Origin of the sequence: Jiangella anatolica (assembly GCF_003236295.1) — a bacterium.
GTDB lineage: Bacteria > Actinomycetota > Actinomycetes > Jiangellales > Jiangellaceae > Jiangella > Jiangella anatolica.
Genome location: NZ_POTW01000043.1, coordinates 24361 through 42742, shown reverse-complemented (window position 1 = coordinate 42742; position 18382 = coordinate 24361). Strand labels below are relative to the sequence as shown.

The following is an 18382-nucleotide window of genomic DNA, read 5'->3' as shown; positions in this document are numbered from 1 at the left end:
TCACTCCTTGAGCGTCAGGTACACCTGGGCGTGCAGGTGCGCCTCGCCCTGTTCGGGATGCGCGGCCAGCCGCAGCCAGCCGCCGAACTGGGTGACGCCGACGGTGTACAGCCCGGGCGCGTCGAACCGCACGGCCTCGCCGTGCGCGCACCAGTGGTGCCCGTCGGGCGAGATCTCCGTCTGGACCGCCCACCTGCCGGTGGCCGACGCGACCCGGAGGAACCAGCGCGCCTCACCGGCCCAGCCGGCCTCGTAGGGCTCGGTGGCGAAGTGGGTGTCGAAGCGCCCGTTGCGTTCGATGACAGCCGTATGCGAAACCCTCATGCCTCACCAGTCCGCCGAGATGACACAGGAATCGAGAAACAGGAAATTGCGCACGTCGCGGTGCGTCCGCACGTCCAGCAGCAGGTTGAACAGCCCGCGCAGGCCGGTGTAGGGGTGCGGGTAGACCGGGACGTCGATGTCGCGCAGGTCCATCACCCGGTCGTTGACCTGCAGCTCCACGTTCCGGCCGGCCTTGGTGTCGACCTGCCAGCGCAGGTAGTGCCAGTTGACCTTGGTGGGCACCTCGTTGAAGCACAGCGGTCCCTGCCCGCCCGGCACCGGCTGCCAGTCGTCGTCGGACAGCGTGTGGAAGTCGCCGTTCGGGACCTGGCCGACCAGTTGCATCTTCGTGGTCGGCTGGAGGCTGGTCTTGTAGTACCAGCCCTGCACCAGCTCGCCGTCGACCGTGGTGTTCTGGTAGCGCAGCGCGCAGTGGTAGCGGCTGCCGTCGAACCGGCCGATGTCGTTGCTGAGCGTGAACGCGCCGAGGTCGTACTCGCTCGGGTCCTCGTTGCCGTCCCAGCCGCGGTCGGCGTAGACGCCGTTGCCCTGCCGCGCCTCGGGCTTGGCGGCGAAGTACGTCTCGAACTGCACCAGCGCCTCGTCGGCCAGTGTGAGCCGCTTGATGAGGCAGGCGGTGTGGCCGGCCCGCGGCCGGGTGGCCAGCTTCAGCGCGTAGGTCCCGGTCATCGCGCCGTGCGAGCCGATGTCGAAGAACGGGACGGTGGACAGCTGCGGCGGGCGGAGGTCGCCGAACGACGGCCGGACGGTGTCGAGATCGCCGTCGTGGTTGCCGCACAGCTCGCACCACCCGTTGACCCCGCGGTCGAAGTCGTCGTACGACAGCACCCGGCGTAGCGGGTTGTACCTGGCCAGTTCGATGGTCATCCCTTGACGCTCCCTGCGGTGAGGCCCGCGATCACATGACGTTGCGCGGCCACGAAGACCACGAGGACGGCCAGGATGGACAGCGTCGTCGCCGCCATCTGCACGTTCCACAGCTGGGTGCCGTAGGCGTCCTCGATATCGGTGAGCACCAGCGGCAGCGTGAAGTTCTCCGGCGTGCGCAGGAAGATCAACGGTTCGAGGAACATGTTCCAGCTGTTGTAGACGGAGAGGATCACCACGACGGCGACCGTCGGGCGCACCAGTGGCACCGCGACCCGCCAGTAGGTGCCCCAGCGGCCCAGTCCGTCCAGCCGGGCCGCGTCCTCCATCTCCTTGGGCAGCGACAGGAACGCCTGGCGCATGACGAACGTCGCGATGACGCCGCCGCCGGAGAAGATCGGCAGCACGATCAGCGGCCAGTGGGTGTCGATCAGCCCGAGCGAGTTGACGATGCGATACAGCGGCACCACCGTCACCTCGTCGGGGATCAGGATCCCGCTGATGAGCAGCAGGAAGATCCCGTTGCGGCCGCGGAACCGGAACCGCGCCAGCGCGTAGCCGGCCATCGTCGACACCAGGACGGTGCCGGCGGTCGCGAGCACGGCGATGTAGAGACTGTTGAAGTACTGCCGCGCGAACGGCTGCACCTCGAACACCGTCCGGTAGTTCTCCCAGTTCCACTGCACGGGGAAGAACCGCGGCGGATAGGAGAACACCGCGTCGTTGGAGTTCAGCGACGCCGTCACCATCCACAGCCCGGGCAGGACGAACAGCGCCGACGCGAGCAGCAGCACGACGTACAGCCCGGCCCGCGAGGCCAGCGCCTGCAGGACCCTACTCCGACTCATGGAACACCACCCGCTTGCGCGCGACCCACATGACGCCGGTGAGCACCACGAGCACCAGGAACAGCAGCACCGACAGCGCGCCGGCGTAGCCGAAGTCGCCGTTGCCGAAGGCCTGCCGGTAGATGTAGTAGGCCAGGACGGTCGTCTCGTAGCCCGGCCCGCCCTCCGTGAGCAGCAGGACCTGCGCGAACACCTTGAGCGAGCCGATCGTCATCAGGATCGTGACCATGAGGATCTCCGGCGAGATCATCGGCAGCGTCACCGAGCGGAACGTCCGCAGCCGGCCCGCGCCGTCGACGCGCGCGGCCTCCGTCAGCTCCTTCGGCACCCCCTGCAGCGCGGCCAGGAAGATCAGCATGTTGATGCCGACGCCCTTGAGCGCCTGCACGACGATGACGCAGACCATCGCGGGCACCGGCTCGCGCAGCCAGTTCGGTCCGTCGACGGAGATCATCCGCAGCAGGCCGTTGACGGCGCCGTCGGGCAGCAGCATGAACTGCCAGACGATGACCCAGGCGGCGACCGAGACCAGCGCCGGCGCGAAGAAGATCGCCCGGAACACTCTGATGCCGCGGATCCGCTGGTTCACCAGCACCGCCAGGAACAACGCGAGCGGCACCCCCAGCGCGACGAGCCCGATCACGAAGATCCCCGTCGAGCGGAGCACCGTCGGCAGGTTCGGGTCGTCGAGCAGCCGCTGGTAGTTCTCCGTGCCCGCGAACTCGCTGCGGCCGGACAGCGCGCTGAACTCCTGGAAGCTGTACCAGAACAGTGCCACCATCGGCACGACGACCACCGCGAAGTAGCCGATGACCTGCGGCGAGGTGAACAGGTAGCCCGCGATCAGCTCGCGCCGGGGCTGGGTGAGCCAGGGCTTGCGCGCCGGTGGTCCCGAGGAGCCACCGGGCGCCGCCGCCCTGACATCGGTCAGTTGCGTCATGTGTCCTACTCGGCCAGCAAGGGGCCGATGCGGTCGCAGACCCCGGTCAAGGCCGTCTGGACGTCGGCGTCGGGCTGCCACAGCGACTCCAGGCCGATGCGGCCCTCGGTCTGGATGTCGCCCATCCCGGCGTGCGTGGGCGCCAGCCGGCCGTGCGTGATGCCGTCGACGACGACCGACTGCAGCTGCTCCGGCGTGAGGACGGGGTTCGCCGCGGCCAGCGTGTCGACGTCGATCAGCGGCGTCCGGATCGACGGGAAGAACTCGCTGAGCTTGCGGGAGTTCTCCTCGTTGGTCATGAAGGCGACGAACTCGGCGGCGAGGTCGGGGTGGTCGCCCTCGGCGAAGGCCACCACGGCGGACTGCCCGATCACCGCGGTCTGACCGTCGGAGGTCTCCGGCCCGCTCGGCAGCGGGACCAGGCCCCACTGGAACGGCGCGCTCTCCAGCGTGTTCGCCATGCTGATGAACGTGTCGACCATGGCGGCGTTGCCGGCGGCGAAGTCGACGACCTCACCCGGCGTCGGGTAGGAGCCGTCGGTGTAGATCATGTCGTGCAGCAGCGTGAGGGCGTCGACGTTGCCGGCGTCGTCGAACGTGCACTCGGTGCCGTCCTCGTTCCACGGCGCCCCGCCGTAGGCGTAGGTCACGTGGGAGAGGAACTGCCAGTTCTGGTCGAAGTTCAGGTAGGGGGCGATGTAGAAACCCGCCACCTGCTGCGAGTCGCTGATGGCCTTGGCGGCCACGGCCAGGTTCTCCCAGGTCCAGGTGCCGTCGGCGAGCATCTGGTCCGGCGTCGGCAGGCCGGCGGCGGCGAACATGTCGGCGTTGTAGAAGACGCCGGCCGGCGACGTGGAGAACGGGATGCCGTAGACGGCGTCGCCGTCGCTCCACAGCTCCATGGCGCTCGGGGTGAGGTCGTCGAACGCGTAGGCCTCGTCGTCGCGCACGGTCGGCCCGAGGTCGACCAGGCCGTCCAGGTCGATGAAGTCCAGCGCGTCGACCTCGCTCAACCAGCCCACGTCGGGGGCGTCGCCGCCGGAGATCTGGGTGGTGACCACGGTCCGGTAGTTCTCGCCGGCCGGCGTGGTCTCGATCGCGACGGAGGACACCTCGTCCGGGTGCGCCGCGACGAACTCGTCGGCGATCTCGTTGAGGATGGCGAGGTGCGCCTCGTTCGGGGTCCACGTGACCATGCGCAGCTCGACCGGGCCCTCGGAGGTGCCCGTCTCGTCGTCGCCGCCGCTACAGGCGGTGAGCGTCAGGGCGGCCGCCGCGGCCGCCGCGGCCGTGCGGGTCCATCGGGTCGTTCTCATCGGTGTCTCCTCGAGCGTTGTCGGGTCAGGTGGTCCGCAGGTCCTCGCGCCGGAGCAGTTCCAGCTGGCTGGCCGGCAGCGCCAGCCCGTACATGCGGAAGGTGTCGAGCCGGGCCGGCGGGGTGCGCTCGGCGGTGGTGAGCGTGGTGGAGCCCAGCCGCAGCTCGGCGGCCGGCGCGGACGGCAGCGCGGCGTTGCCGGCGACGCGGCCGATCTCGGCGACGGCGGCGGTCCGGTCGCCGCGGTAGACCCGCAGGCCGGTGGCGTCGCCGAGGACGGCGAGGAACTGCCACTCCCGCGCGTCGAAGGCGGGCGGCCGCAGCCCCAGCGGGCCGACCTGCAGCAGCGTCGAGACCGCGTCCGCCGTCGACCCGGCCAGGACGTACCAGTCCAGCGCGCTGCCGCGGCCGAGGATCCGGTCGTTGACGGCGGGGTCGGCGGTCAGCTTCAGCCAGAGCACCGCGGTGAACTGCGCCAGCGCGTTCACCTTGGCCGAGCCGGTCACCCCGGGCGTGACGTAGGCGACGCCGCCGGCGGTGAGGTCGACGGCCGCGCCGGCGCCGCGCGGCGTGTCGGTGGTGCGCCGCGCCGCCCCGGCGAGCGTGCCGGGCGCCGCCGGCGCGACGCCGGCGTCGGCGGCCGGCTCGGTGCCGGACTCGTCGAAGCCGTAGGACAGCAACGGCGTCACCTGCGCGGCCACCGTCAGCGGCGTCGACGCGGTCAGCGTGACGCCGTGCTGCGTGACGGTGGCGGTGAGCACCGCGCTCCCCTCGGCGACGGCGGTGACCGCGCCGGACGTGGGGTCGACGGTGGCAACGGCGGGCCGGTCGCTGGCGTAGGCGATGGCGGCGCCGGTGAGGTCCGCGTCGGCGCCGGTGTCCGTGTGGCCGGACACGCTGAGCCAGGTGCCGTCGCCGACGCGCAGCAGTTCGTCCTCGGCCCGGAGCGCGACCTCCCACAGCACGTCGCCGACGACGATGCGCACGGGCGGCGCGGCCACCGGGCCGCCGGCGTGGCCGACCGTCGCGGTGACGTGGGCCAGTCCCGGCGCGACGGCGGTGACGAGGCCGGCGGAGTTCACCCTGGCCACGCCGGACGCGTCGCTGCTGAACGTCGTCGACCCGAGGCTGGTCCGGAACGGCAGGCCGTCGGCGGTCCAGGCGTCGACCCGGATCCGGGTGGTCCGGCCGGCGGCGAGCTTCGGCGTCTCGGCCGCCGCCGTCGCCTCCCACAGGACGTCTGCCGCCGCGGTCGGCATCCGGGGCACGCGCAGCAGCACGACCTCGGCCGGGAACACCGGAGCGGCCGTGCCCGGCTGGAGCACCGTCACCTCCGCCGGGCCGCCCGGCTCGAACGGGTGGGTGCCGGCGTACAGGCCGAAGCGGGGCGGCGGGTTGCGTCCGGCGTTGACGACCTCGTCGAGGACGATCCGGCTCTCGCCCCGGGCGTGCCGGATGACGACGGAGAGCTTCTGCGGCGCCGTGGTGCTGGCGTTGCGGCGCAGGTAGACCCGGTAGAGGCCGGCGTCGTCGATCGCGAGCCCGGCCCGCACGGTCGAGGCGTCGACGGGGTCCAGCGGCGCCGCGGCCCGGACGGCCGCCATGGTGCGGATCGCCGGCAGTTTCGCTTGCCCGTCGACTCCGGTGTTCGCCGTGTCGATGGGCCGGAACCCCAGCGCGAGGGCGGGCGAGGACGGCCGCAGCCGGTAGTCGCCGCCGGCCGGGTCGGCGAAGAGCGGATCCGCGACCGTCGACGACTCGTCGTTGCCGTGCTCCTGCCAGGACGCCAGCGACCGGTGCGGCACCACCTCGACCGGGCGGCCGCCGTTGAACAGGACGTTGCGGTCGCTCGCCACGACGGCGCGCGGGTCGGCCAGCACGTCGTCGAGGAACGGCGGCAGCACGTCGAGCCGATACGAGACGTCGTCGCCGGTGCGGACGTTCGCGATGACGCCGCGGTCCATCCGGTTGCCGCGGGCGATGCCGTCGGTGTCGGTGAACCAGATCTGCCCGGGATCGGCGAGGACGTTGTTGACGTAGCCGTTGAACTGCCCGCCGTTGGCCATGGCCGGGTACGAGGCGCCGACGACCACGTTGTCCTCGAACCAGAAGTGGCTGGACGAGTGGTCCGCGTAGAGGCCGAACCCGTACGGGAACACCTCCTCGGCGCCCAGCCGGAACAGCCCGCGGGCGCCGTCGACGACGTTGTGCAGCACGAGGTTCGGGGCCACCAGGTTCGTCATGACCGCGAGGTTGATCGCGCCGGTGTCGGCGGACGCGGTGACGACGTCGGTGAACCGGTTGTAGGCGATGACGTTCCCGCCCTGGTGGCGGAAGCCGAACAGGCCCTGGCGGGTCATGTCGTGGACGTCGTTGAACGCGATGAGGTTGCCCGCGGCGTACGCCGTCGACGCCGGCCGGCTGCCCAGGTTGAACCCGGCCGCGAGGATGCGCACCTTGCCGCCGTGGTGGATGTGGTTGCGCAGGAACGCGTTGCGCAGCGGGGCGTATCCCTGCACCTCGGGGCGCGGGTCGAGGGTCATGCCGGGCGCGAGGTCGAGGTAGTCGAGCACCGGGCCGCTGAGCAGGACGCCGCCGATGCCGATGTCGTCGATCTCGTTGCGCTGGACGACGTTCTCGCAGCTGTCCAGGTGCAGCCAGAGGCCGTTGCCGTCGACGCCGGTGATGTGGCAGTCCTCGATGGTGCAGTGCCAGGCGCAGTCGAGCTGGATGGCCGCGTCGGTCGGCGACCGGTCCGAGAGGTACCTGAGGCTGCCGCGGGTGTGGCTGAACGTGAGGCCGCGGAACGTCACCCACTCGACCCGGGCGTCGCCGACGGCGTCGCCGCGGAGCGTGACGAGCCGGTCCAGGACCGGCGCGACGAACGTCGACGCGTTCGGGTCGGCGCCGTCGCGCGGCAGGTAGTCCAGACGGCCCGCCGCGCTGTCGACGTAGAACTCCCCCGGCGTGTCCAGCTCGGACCGCACGCCGGAGACGAAGAAGTAGTTGCCGGCCTGCAGCGCGCCGGGAGCGGCCGGCCGGTCGACGGAGACGATGCCCCGCTCCGCGTCGATGGCGGTGATCGGCGCCAGCTCGTTCCAGTACTGCAGCACGGTGACGACGTCGGCCAGCGCCTCCGGGTCGTCCTTCCAGGCGGCCTTGACCAGCGCCGGGTCGGCGTGCAGGTCGGTGGCCGTGGCGGGGACGCTGGACACGATGAACCGCTGGAACCGGATGGAGCTGTAGCCCGCCACCCGGGCGTCCTCGTCCTCCGCCTGGACGACCACGCGGTGCTCGCCGGGCGCGACGGGCGTGAGGCCCGGCCCGGCCGCGGCCACGTCGGGGTTGTCGGTGAACACCAGCGCGTCGAGGTGGACCCGGTGGTCGCCGCCGGGCGGAGTGGTGCTCTCGATGCGGATCCGGTGCTCGCCCGGCTGCAACGCGATGCCGGCGCCGGCGCGGCTGTAGCGGATGGCGCGGTAGCCGCCGCTGCCGTCGATGACCGACAGCGCGACGGGCTCGCCGTCGACGGTGACCGCGAGGAAGTCCTGGTTGTTCGTCTCGACGGTGGCGACCCCGATCCACAGGTCGTACGTCGCCGCGATCGTCACGTCGAACCGGTACTCGACGAAGTCGCCGCCGCGGGCCAGCCCGGCCAGGATGAGGTTCGGGTTCTGGCCGCCGTGGTAGAGGTAGCCGCGGCCGGGGTCGTCGGGGTCGGGGTTCGGGTAGCGGGCCAGCGTCTCGCGCCGGCCGTCGGCGAACAGCGTCCGGAACGACCAGCCCGCGGGGATCGAGGTGGACCAGACGCCGTCGCTCCCCCGGGTCCAGGGGCCTTCGACGGGCCGGCCGCCGGAGATGACGACGTGCTCGCCGTCGGCCGCCCGCCAGACGATCGGGCACTCCTCGGTGCCGGAGTCCTCGGGCGTGAGCAGCAGCGTCTCGGCCAGGTGGTAAACACCGCCGCGGACGACGACGTCGACCGGGCGGGTGAGGCCGCCCTGGGCCTTCAGCCGGCGCACGGCGTCACGCGCCCCGCCCAGCGTGCGCAGCGGGCCGTCGTCGCCGCCGGGCGCCGGGTCGGCGAGCCGGCCGGACCAGCGGTCGTCGCCCTGGAGCGAGACGTAGACGTGATCGGCGGCGTCGTTGCGGGCGGGCGTCAGGGCCGAGGCGAAACCGGCCGGGAGCACGGAGAGAACGCCCGACCCGACGCCTACGGCGCCCAGGTCGCGGAGCAGTTCGCGACGCGATCTACGGACCATTCCGGAGACTCCTTCGTTTCCGTCGGGGTCCTCGAAAAGTAGAGGCAACCAACTAAGGAGTCAATAGGTCGACCTTCTGTCAATATACTGACAGAATCGAGGTCGTCAGCCCGCCGTCGCGCTCGCCACGTCGCGGAGCAGCTTGAGCATCGCGTCGCGCTGACTGGAGTCCATCGACGCCTTGAGCGTCGAGCAGCTCACCCCGTAGGGCCCCTCACCTGGGGCGAGATCGGTGACGGCGACCGCGACGCCGTAGACGCCGAGGTAGGTCTCCTCGTCGTTGACGGCGTAGCCGCGCTCGCGCGTGGCGCGGATGTCGGCCAGCACCTCGTCGACGTCGGTCTTGCTGTGCACCGTCATCGCCTGGAGCGGCACGGCCGCCTCGACCCGGCGCCGCACCTCGTCGTCGTCGAACTGGGCCAGCATGATCTTGCCGATGGCCGTGCAGTTGGCCGGAAGGTGCTGCCCCACGCGCGGCGCGACCGCGACGGAGTCGGTGCCGTAGCTGCGCGCCACGTTCATCGAGTTCAGTCCCTCGAGCGTGGCGAGGTGCAGCGTGTAGGAGTGCACCTCCTCGTGCATGCGGCAGTAGTCGTTGAACCGCTGGATCGGGTCGAAGGCCGCCAGGTAGTAGCCGCTGAGCTCGACGAGCTTGTGCCCGAGCACGAAGCCGCGGTCGACCTCCTTGATCAGGCCGATCTCGGCGAGGGCGGCACAGACGTTGGCGGCGGAGGAACGGGCGATGCCCAGGCCCGCGGCGATCTCCGGCAGTCGCACCGGCCGCCGGCCGGCCGCGGCGATGATGTCCAACGCCGCACCGGCCCGCAGGACCGCGGGTGCGGGCGACACACTTGTCCAGGTCGACATCGCGTCAGCATAGTGACGGAGCGAAGGCTTGTCGACATGTTGACAGCCTCTCAGCATGTTGACGAGGTCATCTGGGTCACTCTAGAGTCCCGGCCATGGTGACCCGCCTCCGCGGCATGACGGCGCCGCTCGGGAGCCCGCCGTCCTGGGCGGTCCAGCAACGGCGGCTGCTCGACGACCTCCGACCGGCGGCCGCGATCTTCGCGGCCACGTACCTGGCGTCCGACGGCAGCCTGATCTGGCGCGACGCGCTGCCCGGCCGGGACGGCCTCGACGACGGCTACGAGTCCGTCTACGACTGGCCGCTGGCCTACCTGCTGGGCGCGGACGACTCGCTGCTGGCGACGTCGGCGCGGGTCTGGTCCGGCGTCACCGCGCAGTTCACCCGGTACGGACAGGCGCTGCACGAGTACGAGCGCGGCTACGACTGGTTCCACCAGGGCGAGGGCAACCTGCTGCTCCACCACCTGTGCCTCGCCGACCCGGCGGCCTGGCGCGACCGGGTCGCCCGGTTCGCCGGCCTCTACACCGACCCTGCGCACGGCAACTACGACCCCGTCCACCGGATCATCCGCGCGGCGCACACCGGCAGCGGCGGCCCACGCTTCGGCCCGTACCGCTACTCCCACCCGTTCACCGACGACGAGAACGTCTACGAGTGGAGCGCTCGGCACGAGCCGTACGGGCTGCCGTTCCGCGATCTGCCCGGGATCACCGCGTTCACCGATCTGAAGGACCCGGCCAACGCCCGGCGCATGGGCCAGGCGATGCACGAGCGCATGGCGCGCGGCGACACCGCCGTCAACCTCACCTCGACCGGGCTGGTCACGCTCGCCTACGCCACCACGGGCGAGCCGGGCCTGCGCGACTGGGTGCTCGGCTACGTCGACGCCTGGCGGGAGCGGGCCGCCGCCAACGGCGGGCTGATCCCGGACAACGTCGGGCTGTCCGGCGCGGTCGGCGAGTACTTGGACAGCCGCTGGTACGGCGGGCACTACGGCTGGTCGTGGCCGCACGGGCTGGAGCCGATCGCGAGCGCGGTGCTGGTGGCCGCCTCGTCGGCGTACCTACTCACCGCCGACGACGGGTACCTCGACCTGCCCCGGACGCTGCTGCGCCGGATGCTGGAGCTGGGCCGGGTCGACGACGGACGGCTGGTGGTGCCGCACCGCCACGACGCCTCCGGCTGGTTCGACTTCAAGCCGCTGCCGCCGCGGTTCGCCCTGGCGCTCTGGCACCTGTCCGGCGACCCCGCCGACCGGGCCCTGCTCGACGAGCTCGAGACCGGCGACCCCGACGACTGGACGGCGGTCCCGTCCGAGCCGGGCCGGTTCCGCGACGCCGGCACCCGGCCCTGGCTGCACTACCTGAGCGGCGCCAACCCGGACTACCCGGCTCGGGCGGCCGCGGCCGCGCTGGCGCACGTCGCCGCCCAGACGTCGGCGGTCCAGGCCGACGACGCCGACCCACTGACCTACGACCTGCACCACTGGCAGCGGATGAACCCGGTCAGCACCGAGGCCCTGGTCCAGCTGACCCTCGGCGGGCCCGCGCCGATCTACAACGGCGGGCTGCTGCACACCCGGCTGCGGTACTTCACCGAGGGCCGGCCCGGGCTGCCGCCGGACGTCGCGGCGCTGGTCCACCGCGTCGCCGCCGACGGCGTGAGCGTGCGCCTGGTCAACCTCCACCCGGCGCAGCCTCGCGAGGTCATCGTCCAGGGCGGCGCGTTCGGCGAGTTCCGGATCGAGTCGGTGCGCACCGCCGCGGCGACGACGCCCGTCGGCACGGCCCGCTTCGCCGTCGAACTCTCCCCCGCCAGCACGGTCGACCTGGACCTCACCACCACACGCATGCCGCTGCGGCCGATCGCGACGGATGAGGACACCCGCGACACATCGGGATGACATAGGTTGCCGGGGTGAGTGAGAACTTCCAGGTCGACTTACAGGGGATCGTCGACCTGCTGAGCAACCACTTGTACAGCAGTCCGCGCGTGTATCTGCGCGAGCTGCTGCAGAACGCCGTCGACGCGATCACCGCCCGGCAGGCCCAGGATCCCGAGGCGCCGCGGCGGATCGACATGCGGACGGCGGACGACGCCCTGAGCATCGCCGACACCGGGATCGGGCTGCGGCCGGACGAGGTGCGGGAGCTGCTGGCGACGATCGGGCGGAGCTCCAAGCGCGACGAGATCGGGTTCGCCCGGACCGAGTTCATCGGCCAGTTCGGGATCGGCCTGCTGTCCGCGTTCATGGTCGCCGACGAGGTCGAGGTCGTCACCCGGCCCGACGGCGGCCCGGCCACCCGCTGGATCGGTGCGGCGGACGGCCGCTACACGGTTGCGGCGACCGCGGACCGTGCCGAGGTCGGCACCACAGTGACGCTCAAAGCCCGGCGGGGCGCCGAGCAGTGGTACCAGCGGGCCACCGTCGTCGAGCTGATCCGGCTCTTCGGCGCGCTCCTGCCGATCGAGATCCGCGTCGACGGCGGGCGGGTCACCGATGGCACGGCGCCGTGGGAGGGCGCCGGCGGCGCCCAACGTGCGGACCTGGTCGGCTACGCCCAGGACGAGCTCGGGTTCACGCCGTTCGACGTGATCCACCTGAGCAACCCGGCCGCCGGGCTCACCGGCGTGGCCTTCGTGCTGCCGTTCGCCGCCAACCCGGCCGAGCGCGCCACGCACCGCGTGTACCTGAAGCGCATGCTGCTCGCCGAGAACGTCGAAGGGCTGCTGCCCGACTGGGCGTTCTTCGTCCGCGCGGTCATCGACACCTCGGAGCTGAGGCCGACCGCGAGCCGCGAGGCGCTCTTCGATGACGGCGCCCTCGACGCCACCCGGGACGCGCTGGGTGAGCAGTTGCGCGGCTGGCTGGTCCGGCTCGGAACCACGAACCCCGCCAGGCTCGACAAGTTCATCGGCATCCACCACCTCGGGGTGAAGGCCCTGGCACTGCACGACGACGAGATGCTGCGGCTGGTCCATCGCTGGCTGCGGTTCGAGACCAACAACGGCCGCATGACGACTGCCGAACTGCGGGAGCGTTCGGGGGTGATCCGCTATGTCGCCACGACCGAGGAGTTCCGCCAGTTGGCCGCGGTCGCCGGCGCCCAGCAGATCACGGTCGTGAACGCGGGCTACACCTACGACAGCGAGCTGCTCGAACGGCTGCCCGAGGTGGTGCCCGGCCTCACCACGATGAGGTTCGACCCGACCGAGCTGAGCACCAGCTTCGACAGTCTCGACCCGGACACCGAGCTGCGGCTCCGCCCGTTCGTCCAGCTCGCCCAGGCCGCGCTGGATCCGGTCGGCTGCGAGGTGGTGGTCCGCGCCTTCGAGCCGGCCAGTCTGCCCGCGCTCTACCTCGTCGACCGGTCCGCTCAGTTCGCGAGCGAGCTCAGAGCGACCAAGGACCGTGCCGACGCACTCTGGTCCGAAGTGCTCGGCGCACTCGACACGCACGACGACAGCCGCCCGCAGCTGGTGCTGAACCACCGCAGTCCGCTCGTCCGGCGGATGGCGACGCTGGGCGACCGAGAGCTCACGCGGATCGCGGTGGAAGGCCTGTACGGGCACGCGTTGATGCTCGGCTACCACCCGATCAGCCCGGCCGACTCCGCACTGGTGAACCGCTCCTTCCTCGGCCTGCTGGATCAGGCCGTCCCCACTCAGGAGGACCCGGCCCGATGAACGAGGAACTGGTCGACCGGCTTCGGCAGGCCGAGAACGCGCCGTACGGGAAGGCGCGGTCTGCCCTGCTCGAGGACGTCGTGCGCCGCGCCGATGCGGCGGGCGAGGACGACCTCGCGTTCTACAGCCGGCTGTCGCTGGTGACGGCGTATGTGCTGGGCGGCGAGCCGCGCAAGTCGCTGGTGCCGTTCGCGCGGTGCGTGGCGGACTGGGACGCCGACCCGGGCAGGTATCAGCGCCACTCGCACAAGTTCCATTGGTGCTTCAAGTACGCGCCCAGCACCATGACCAAGTTCCCCGAAGTCCCGCTGGACCGGACGTACGCGGTGCTCGACGACATGGAGCGGCGGTGGCGGGCCGGCGGCCACAGCATGCATGCCGTGCACCAGCACCGGTGGCTGGTCGCGCATCACATCGGTGACGTCCAAGCGGCGGCCGAGCAGTTCCGGCTCTGGTCCACCGCACCCCGCGACGGCCTGTCCGATTGCGCCGGCTGTGACCCCACGTCCAAGGTGCACCACCTGACCAGCGCCGGCCGGACGGCGGACGCCGTCGCGCTGGGCTTGAACGTGCTGGACGGGCAGTACACCTGTGAGGAACAACCCCAAGAGCTGCTGACCGCGTTGCTGCCCGCTTACGTGGCCGAAGGCATGCAGGCCGAGGCGGTCGACGCGCACCGGAAGGCCTACCGGATCCTGCGCGGCCGGGCCGGGCGGCTGCGGGAGCACGCGGACCACATCATGTTCCTGGCCCGGACCGGCAACGAGGTCAAGGCCGTCGAGCTGATCGAGCGGCACCTCGGCGAGACCGCCGACCCGTCCTCGCCGCACGCGGAGATGATGTTCGCGGCGGCGGCCGCCCACGCCCTCGGCCGCGCGGGCGACCTGGCGATCCGGCAGCCGAAAGCCGCGCCTGTGCTGGCGGCAGAGCTGGGCGAGCGGCTGGCCGGACGTGCGCTGGAGCTGGCCGCGCAGTTCGACGAGCGCAACCGGACTACGCACACCAGCGATGTGATCCGGGCGATGCTGACGGCCGAGCCGTGGCTGGACTACCTGCCGTTGTCGGAGACCGCGCGGCGGGCTCGGCTGCACCAGCAGGCGAGCCCGCCGCCCGCGCCCGTGACGGTGGCGGCGGAGGAGGCCGAGCCGGCGACGCCGGCCGGGCGCGGCTGGCTGGACCGGGCGGAGGACGCGTGGCACCGGGGTGCATACGAAGAGGCCGCCGCCGCATGGCAGGGGTTCGAACAGGAGGTGGCGGAGAGCGATTGGACGCCGGTCGACCGGGCCCGCGTGCTGGATGGTCGCGGCCTGATGGCACAGAACGACCCGGAGGTTGCTCAGGAGGCCTGGCGCGAGGCGCTCGAGCTGTACGCCGCCTCGGGCGAGGAGGTCCGCGCGCGGCGCGACCGAGCGCGCATCGGCCGCGTGCTGTGCGCCGGCGGTCAGGTCGACGAAGGCCTCGCGACGGCCGAGGAGCCGGCGCACTGGCTGCTGGCCAACGACGAGCCCCGGCGCCGTGCGTACTGGCAGTACTCTCTGGCGATCATGTACGCGCAGGCAGGCCGGCCCGAGGACGCCCTCGGCGAGCTGACCGAGCTCCGCCGGCGCACTGACGTCGACGACGATCTCCGTTCGGCCGCCGTGATCGCCGAGTGCGACATGCTGGCGCAGCTGGGTCGCCTCGAGGAGGCGGAGGCCGCCGCGACGGCCGGCCTCGGCAGCTCCGACGCTCCGCAGCGATCCGCTGCCTACAAGCAGCGCGGATGGCTCCGGGTACGGCTGGAGCGTCCGGCCGAGGCGGTCGACGATCTGATCGAGGCGGTCGCGCTGGCGGCGGGGACGCCAGGTGCCGAGGTGCACGTCGCACTGTGCCGGGTGGAGCTGGCCCGGGCGTACCTGATGACCGGGCGCACTCTGGAGGCGGCCGAGACCGGTGAGGAAGCGCTGACCGTCCTGGATCGCACCCCCGGCCTCGCCGATCCGCTGGAGGACGTGCGCGGCCTGCTTCTCAACGCCTACCGCGCCCTGGGCGAGCGCGAGTCCGCGCTGACCAAGGTGCGGGAGCTGCTGGCCGCGGCGCCACCTGAGGCGCATCCGGCCTGGCTGGGCATGGTTCGGCAGGATGAGGGTCTGCTGCTGCAGCAGCTCGATCGCGACGAGGCGGCCGTCGACTCCTTCCTCGCGGCGGCGTCGTTCTATGTGGCCGCCGAACAGCCCGTCGACCAGGTGCAGGCCGTCCGCCTGGCAGGGCAGTCGGCCGCGTACCTCGGCAACGTCGACCAGGCATTGGAGCTGCTCGAACGCGTCCGCCTGGTGCTCGACGCACTCCCGTCCGCGGATCCACTCGTCCTCTTCCAGACCGCCGGCGTCGAGTGGGATCTCGCGATGATCGCCCTCCGGCGAGGCGAGACCGACGCAGCCGTGCGGCATGCGACGCGGGCCGCGGAGCTCTACGAACGCGGCGGGCACGACGACATGCACGCCAGCGCCCGCCTCCTGATCGCCGAGCACGGCAGCACCGACGAGAAGCAGGTCGAGCAGCTGTTCACCAGCCTCCCTGAGGGCCACGACCTCTGGTACCGGGCCGGCTGGCTCCTGGTCGACCGCCTGAACGCCCAGGGTCGGACCCACGAGGCCGCGACCCTGGAGTCCCGCCTCACCGAGTGAGAACGGTCAGCTCGACGTCCAGCCGGGCGGACAGCTCGCCGACCGTGGTGCCGAAGGTCTCCAGGACGGTGACCCCGTCCCGGCCGACGGCGAAGACGCCGTGGTCGGTGTAGACGCGGCTGACGCAGGCCACGGCGGTGAGGGGGTAGCCGCAGGACGGGACCAGCTTGGGCTCGCCTGACTTGGTGAACAGCGTCATCATCACGAACACCTGCTTGGCCCCGATGGCGAGGTCCATGGCGCCACCGACGGCGGGGATGGCGTCGGGCGCGCCGGTGTGCCAGTTGGCGAGGTCGCCGTGCTGGGAGACCTGGAAGGCGCCCAGGACGCAGACGTCGAGGTGACCGCCGCGCATCATGGCGAAGGAGTCGGCGTGGTGGAAGTAGGCCGCGCCGGGCAGCTCGGTCACCGGGACCTTGCCGGCGTTGGTGAGGTCGGGGTCGACGTCGTCGCCGGTGGCGGCCGGGCCCATGCCGAGCATCCCGTTCTCGGTGTGCAGCACGACGCCGAGGTCGGCGGGCAGGTGGTCGGCGACCTTGGTGGGCTGGCCGATGCCGAGGTTGACATAGGCGCCGGCGGGGATGTCGCGGGCGACCCGGGCCGCCAGCTCGTCCGGTGTCAGGCTCATCGTGCTCCCTCGACGGTGTAGCGCCGGGCGTCGACCCGGACGACCCGGTCGACGTAGATGCCGGGGGTGACGACCGCCTCCGGGTCCAGCGCGCCGGCCGGGACGACGTCGCCGACCTGGACGATCGTCGTGGTGGCGGCGGTGGCCATGACGGGGCCGAAGTTGCGGGCGGTCTTGCGGTAGACGAGGTTGCCGAGCACGTCCGCGCGATGGGCGGCGATGAGCGCGACGTCGCCCTTGAGCGGGTACTCCAGCAGGTGTTCGCGGCCGTCGATGACCCGCGTCTCCTTGCCCACGGCCAGCGGCGTGCCGGCGCCGGTGGGCGTGTAGAACGCGCCGATGCCGGCACCGGCCGCGCGTAGCCGCTCGGCCAGGTTGCCCTGCGGCACGACCCCGAGCTCGACCTTCCCGGCCCGGTACAGCTCGTCGAACACGTAGGAGTCGACCTGACGGGGGAAGGAGCAGACCACCTTGCGCACCCGGCCGGCCCGCAGCAGCGCGGCCAGGCCGACGTCGCCGTTGCCGGCGTTGTTGGAGACGACGGTGAGGTCGCCGGCGCCCTGCCGGATCAGCCCGTCGATGAGGTCGAACGGCATGCCGGCCAGGCCGAACCCGCCCACCAGCACGGTCGCGCCGTCCTCGACGCCCGCGACCGCCTCGTCGACGGTGTCCAGCACCCGGGTGCGGCTCACGGCGCCACCTCGGTGTTCTCCAGCACGACGGCCAGGCCCTGCCCGACGCCGATGCAGATCGCGGCCACGCCCCAGCGCTCGCGGCGCTCGCGCAGCACCGCGGCCAGCGTGGCGAGGATGCGCCCGCCGGACGCGCCGAGCGGATGGCCGATGGCGATCGCACCGCCCCTGGTGTTGACGATCCCGGCGTCGGCCAGTCCGTGTCGCAGCCAGGCGTCGACGCAGACCAGGGACTGCACCGCGTACGCCTCGTTCAGCTCCACAGCGCCCACCTGGTCCCAGCCGATGCCGGCCCGGCGCAGCGCGATCGCGGCCGCCTCGACCGGCGCGTAGCCGAACGACTGCGGCTCGACGGCACACGCGCCGCGGCCGGCGACGCGCGCCAGCGGCTCCAGCCCGATGGCCGCGGCCGCCCGCTCGGACCCGAGCAGCACGGCGGAGGCGCCGTCGTTCAGCGGTGACGCGTTGCCCGCGGTGATCGTGCCGCCGGCGCGGAAGCTCGGGGTCAGCCCGGCCAGCACCTCGAGCGTGGACCCGGGCCGGATGCCCTCGTCCCGCCCGAGGTCGACGCCGTCGACGGGCACGACGAGGTCGTCGTAGAAGCCGTCGTCCCAGGCCGCCGCCGCCAGCTGGTGCGAACGCAGCGCGAACTCGTCCTGCCGCTCCCTGCCGACGCCGTACCGCTCGCCCAGCTGCTCGTTCGCCTCGCCGAGGCTGACGGTCCACTCCGCCGGCATCCGCGGGTTGACCAGTCGCCAGCCCAACGTCGTCGAGACCGCGGTGACGTCGCCCGGCGCGAACGCGCGCCCGGGCTTGGGCAGCACCCACGGCGCCCGCGTCATCGACTCCACCCCGCCGGTGAGCGCGATCTCGGCGTCGCCGGTCTCGATCGCGCGCGAGGCGATCATCGCCGCGTCCAGCGACGAGCCGCAGAGCCGGTTCACCGTCGTGCCGGGCACCGAGACCGGCAGCCCCGCCAGCAGCGCCGCCATCCGGCCGACGTTGCGGTTCTCCTCGCCCGCGCCGTTGGCGTTGCCCCACACGACCTCGTCGATCGCGCCCGGATCCAGGCCCGGCGCCCGCGCCAGCACCGCGCGCATGACGCCGGCGGCCAGGTCGTCGGGCCGCACCCCCGCCAGCGCGCCGCCGAACCGGCCGAACGGCGTGCGCACCGCCGCGTAGACGAAGCTCATCACGCGCCAGAGGGTAATCCGCTGGCCGTAAGATTGGATCCATCGATTCTGCTCAGTGGAAGAAGAGG

General features: G+C 72.1%; 13 protein-coding genes. 3 read left to right on the top strand and 10 right to left on the bottom strand.

Annotated elements, in window-relative coordinates; all coding sequences use genetic code 11:
* The 7 genes from C1I92_RS17950 to C1I92_RS17920 form a co-directional block, all read right to left on the bottom strand.
* A complete protein-coding gene (locus C1I92_RS17950) occupies positions 1–324 on the bottom strand; it encodes a hypothetical protein (protein ID WP_111256025.1) in 324 nt (107 codons plus the stop codon).
* Positions 325–327: 3 nt separating this feature from the next.
* Complete coding sequence (locus C1I92_RS17945) at positions 328–1212, bottom strand: DUF6772 family protein (RefSeq protein ID WP_111256024.1); 885 nt, start codon at positions 1210–1212, stop codon at positions 328–330.
* Positions 1209–2060, bottom strand: a complete 852-nt coding sequence (locus C1I92_RS17940; protein WP_111256023.1) for a carbohydrate ABC transporter permease — start codon at positions 2058–2060, stop codon at positions 1209–1211. Before C1I92_RS17940 ends, C1I92_RS17945 begins: the two co-directional genes overlap by 4 nt.
* On the bottom strand, positions 2047–3000 hold the full coding sequence (locus C1I92_RS17935; protein WP_111256022.1) for a carbohydrate ABC transporter permease: 954 nt from the start codon (positions 2998–3000) through the stop codon (positions 2047–2049). Before C1I92_RS17935 ends, C1I92_RS17940 begins: the two co-directional genes overlap by 14 nt.
* A gap of 5 nt (positions 3001–3005) precedes the next feature.
* Positions 3006–4316 (bottom strand): ABC transporter substrate-binding protein, encoded by a 1311-nt coding sequence (locus tag C1I92_RS17930; RefSeq protein ID WP_111256021.1) that lies wholly within the window; start codon positions 4314–4316, stop codon positions 3006–3008.
* Positions 4317–4341: 25 nt separating this feature from the next.
* Complete coding sequence (locus tag C1I92_RS17925) at positions 4342–8577, bottom strand: Ig-like domain-containing protein (RefSeq protein ID WP_111256020.1); 4236 nt, start codon at positions 8575–8577, stop codon at positions 4342–4344.
* 105 nt (positions 8578–8682) lie between these two features.
* Positions 8683–9444: an IclR family transcriptional regulator gene (locus tag C1I92_RS17920; RefSeq protein WP_158564189.1), complete on the bottom strand. Its 762-nt coding sequence runs from the start codon at positions 9442–9444 to the stop codon at positions 8683–8685.
* Between the two features lie 95 nt (positions 9445–9539).
* Between C1I92_RS17920 and C1I92_RS17915 the strand changes: the two genes are divergently transcribed.
* Genes C1I92_RS17915 through C1I92_RS17905 form a run of 3 tightly spaced genes read left to right on the top strand, consistent with a single transcriptional unit; the run spans position 9540 to position 15801 of the window.
* On the top strand, positions 9540–11351 hold the full coding sequence (locus C1I92_RS17915) for a DUF8034 domain-containing protein (protein ID WP_111256018.1): 1812 nt from the start codon (positions 9540–9542) through the stop codon (positions 11349–11351).
* A 14-nt stretch (positions 11352–11365) separates the two neighbouring features.
* On the top strand, positions 11366–13135 hold the full coding sequence (locus C1I92_RS17910; RefSeq protein WP_111256017.1) for an HSP90 family protein: 1770 nt from the start codon (positions 11366–11368) through the stop codon (positions 13133–13135).
* On the top strand, positions 13132–15801 hold the full coding sequence (locus C1I92_RS17905) for a tetratricopeptide repeat protein (RefSeq protein ID WP_111256016.1): 2670 nt from the start codon (positions 13132–13134) through the stop codon (positions 15799–15801). The genes C1I92_RS17910 and C1I92_RS17905 overlap by 4 nt, the downstream gene beginning before the upstream one ends.
* Here C1I92_RS17905 and C1I92_RS17900 read toward each other — a convergent pair.
* The 3 genes from C1I92_RS17900 to C1I92_RS17890 are packed head-to-tail and all read right to left on the bottom strand — an operon-like array spanning position 15791 to position 18314.
* Entirely contained in the window at positions 15791–16429 is a 639-nt protein-coding gene (locus C1I92_RS17900; RefSeq protein WP_111256015.1) for a 3-oxoacid CoA-transferase subunit B, read from the bottom strand. The two genes, C1I92_RS17905 and C1I92_RS17900, sit on opposite strands and share 11 nt — an antisense overlap.
* On the bottom strand, positions 16426–17121 hold the full coding sequence (locus C1I92_RS17895) for a 3-oxoacid CoA-transferase subunit A (RefSeq protein WP_111256014.1): 696 nt from the start codon (positions 17119–17121) through the stop codon (positions 16426–16428). Before C1I92_RS17895 ends, C1I92_RS17900 begins: the two co-directional genes overlap by 4 nt.
* Positions 17118–18314, bottom strand: a complete 1197-nt coding sequence (locus tag C1I92_RS17890; RefSeq protein WP_111256013.1) for a thiolase family protein — start codon at positions 18312–18314, stop codon at positions 17118–17120. Before C1I92_RS17890 ends, C1I92_RS17895 begins: the two co-directional genes overlap by 4 nt.
* Between the last annotated feature and the right edge of the window lie 68 nt (positions 18315–18382).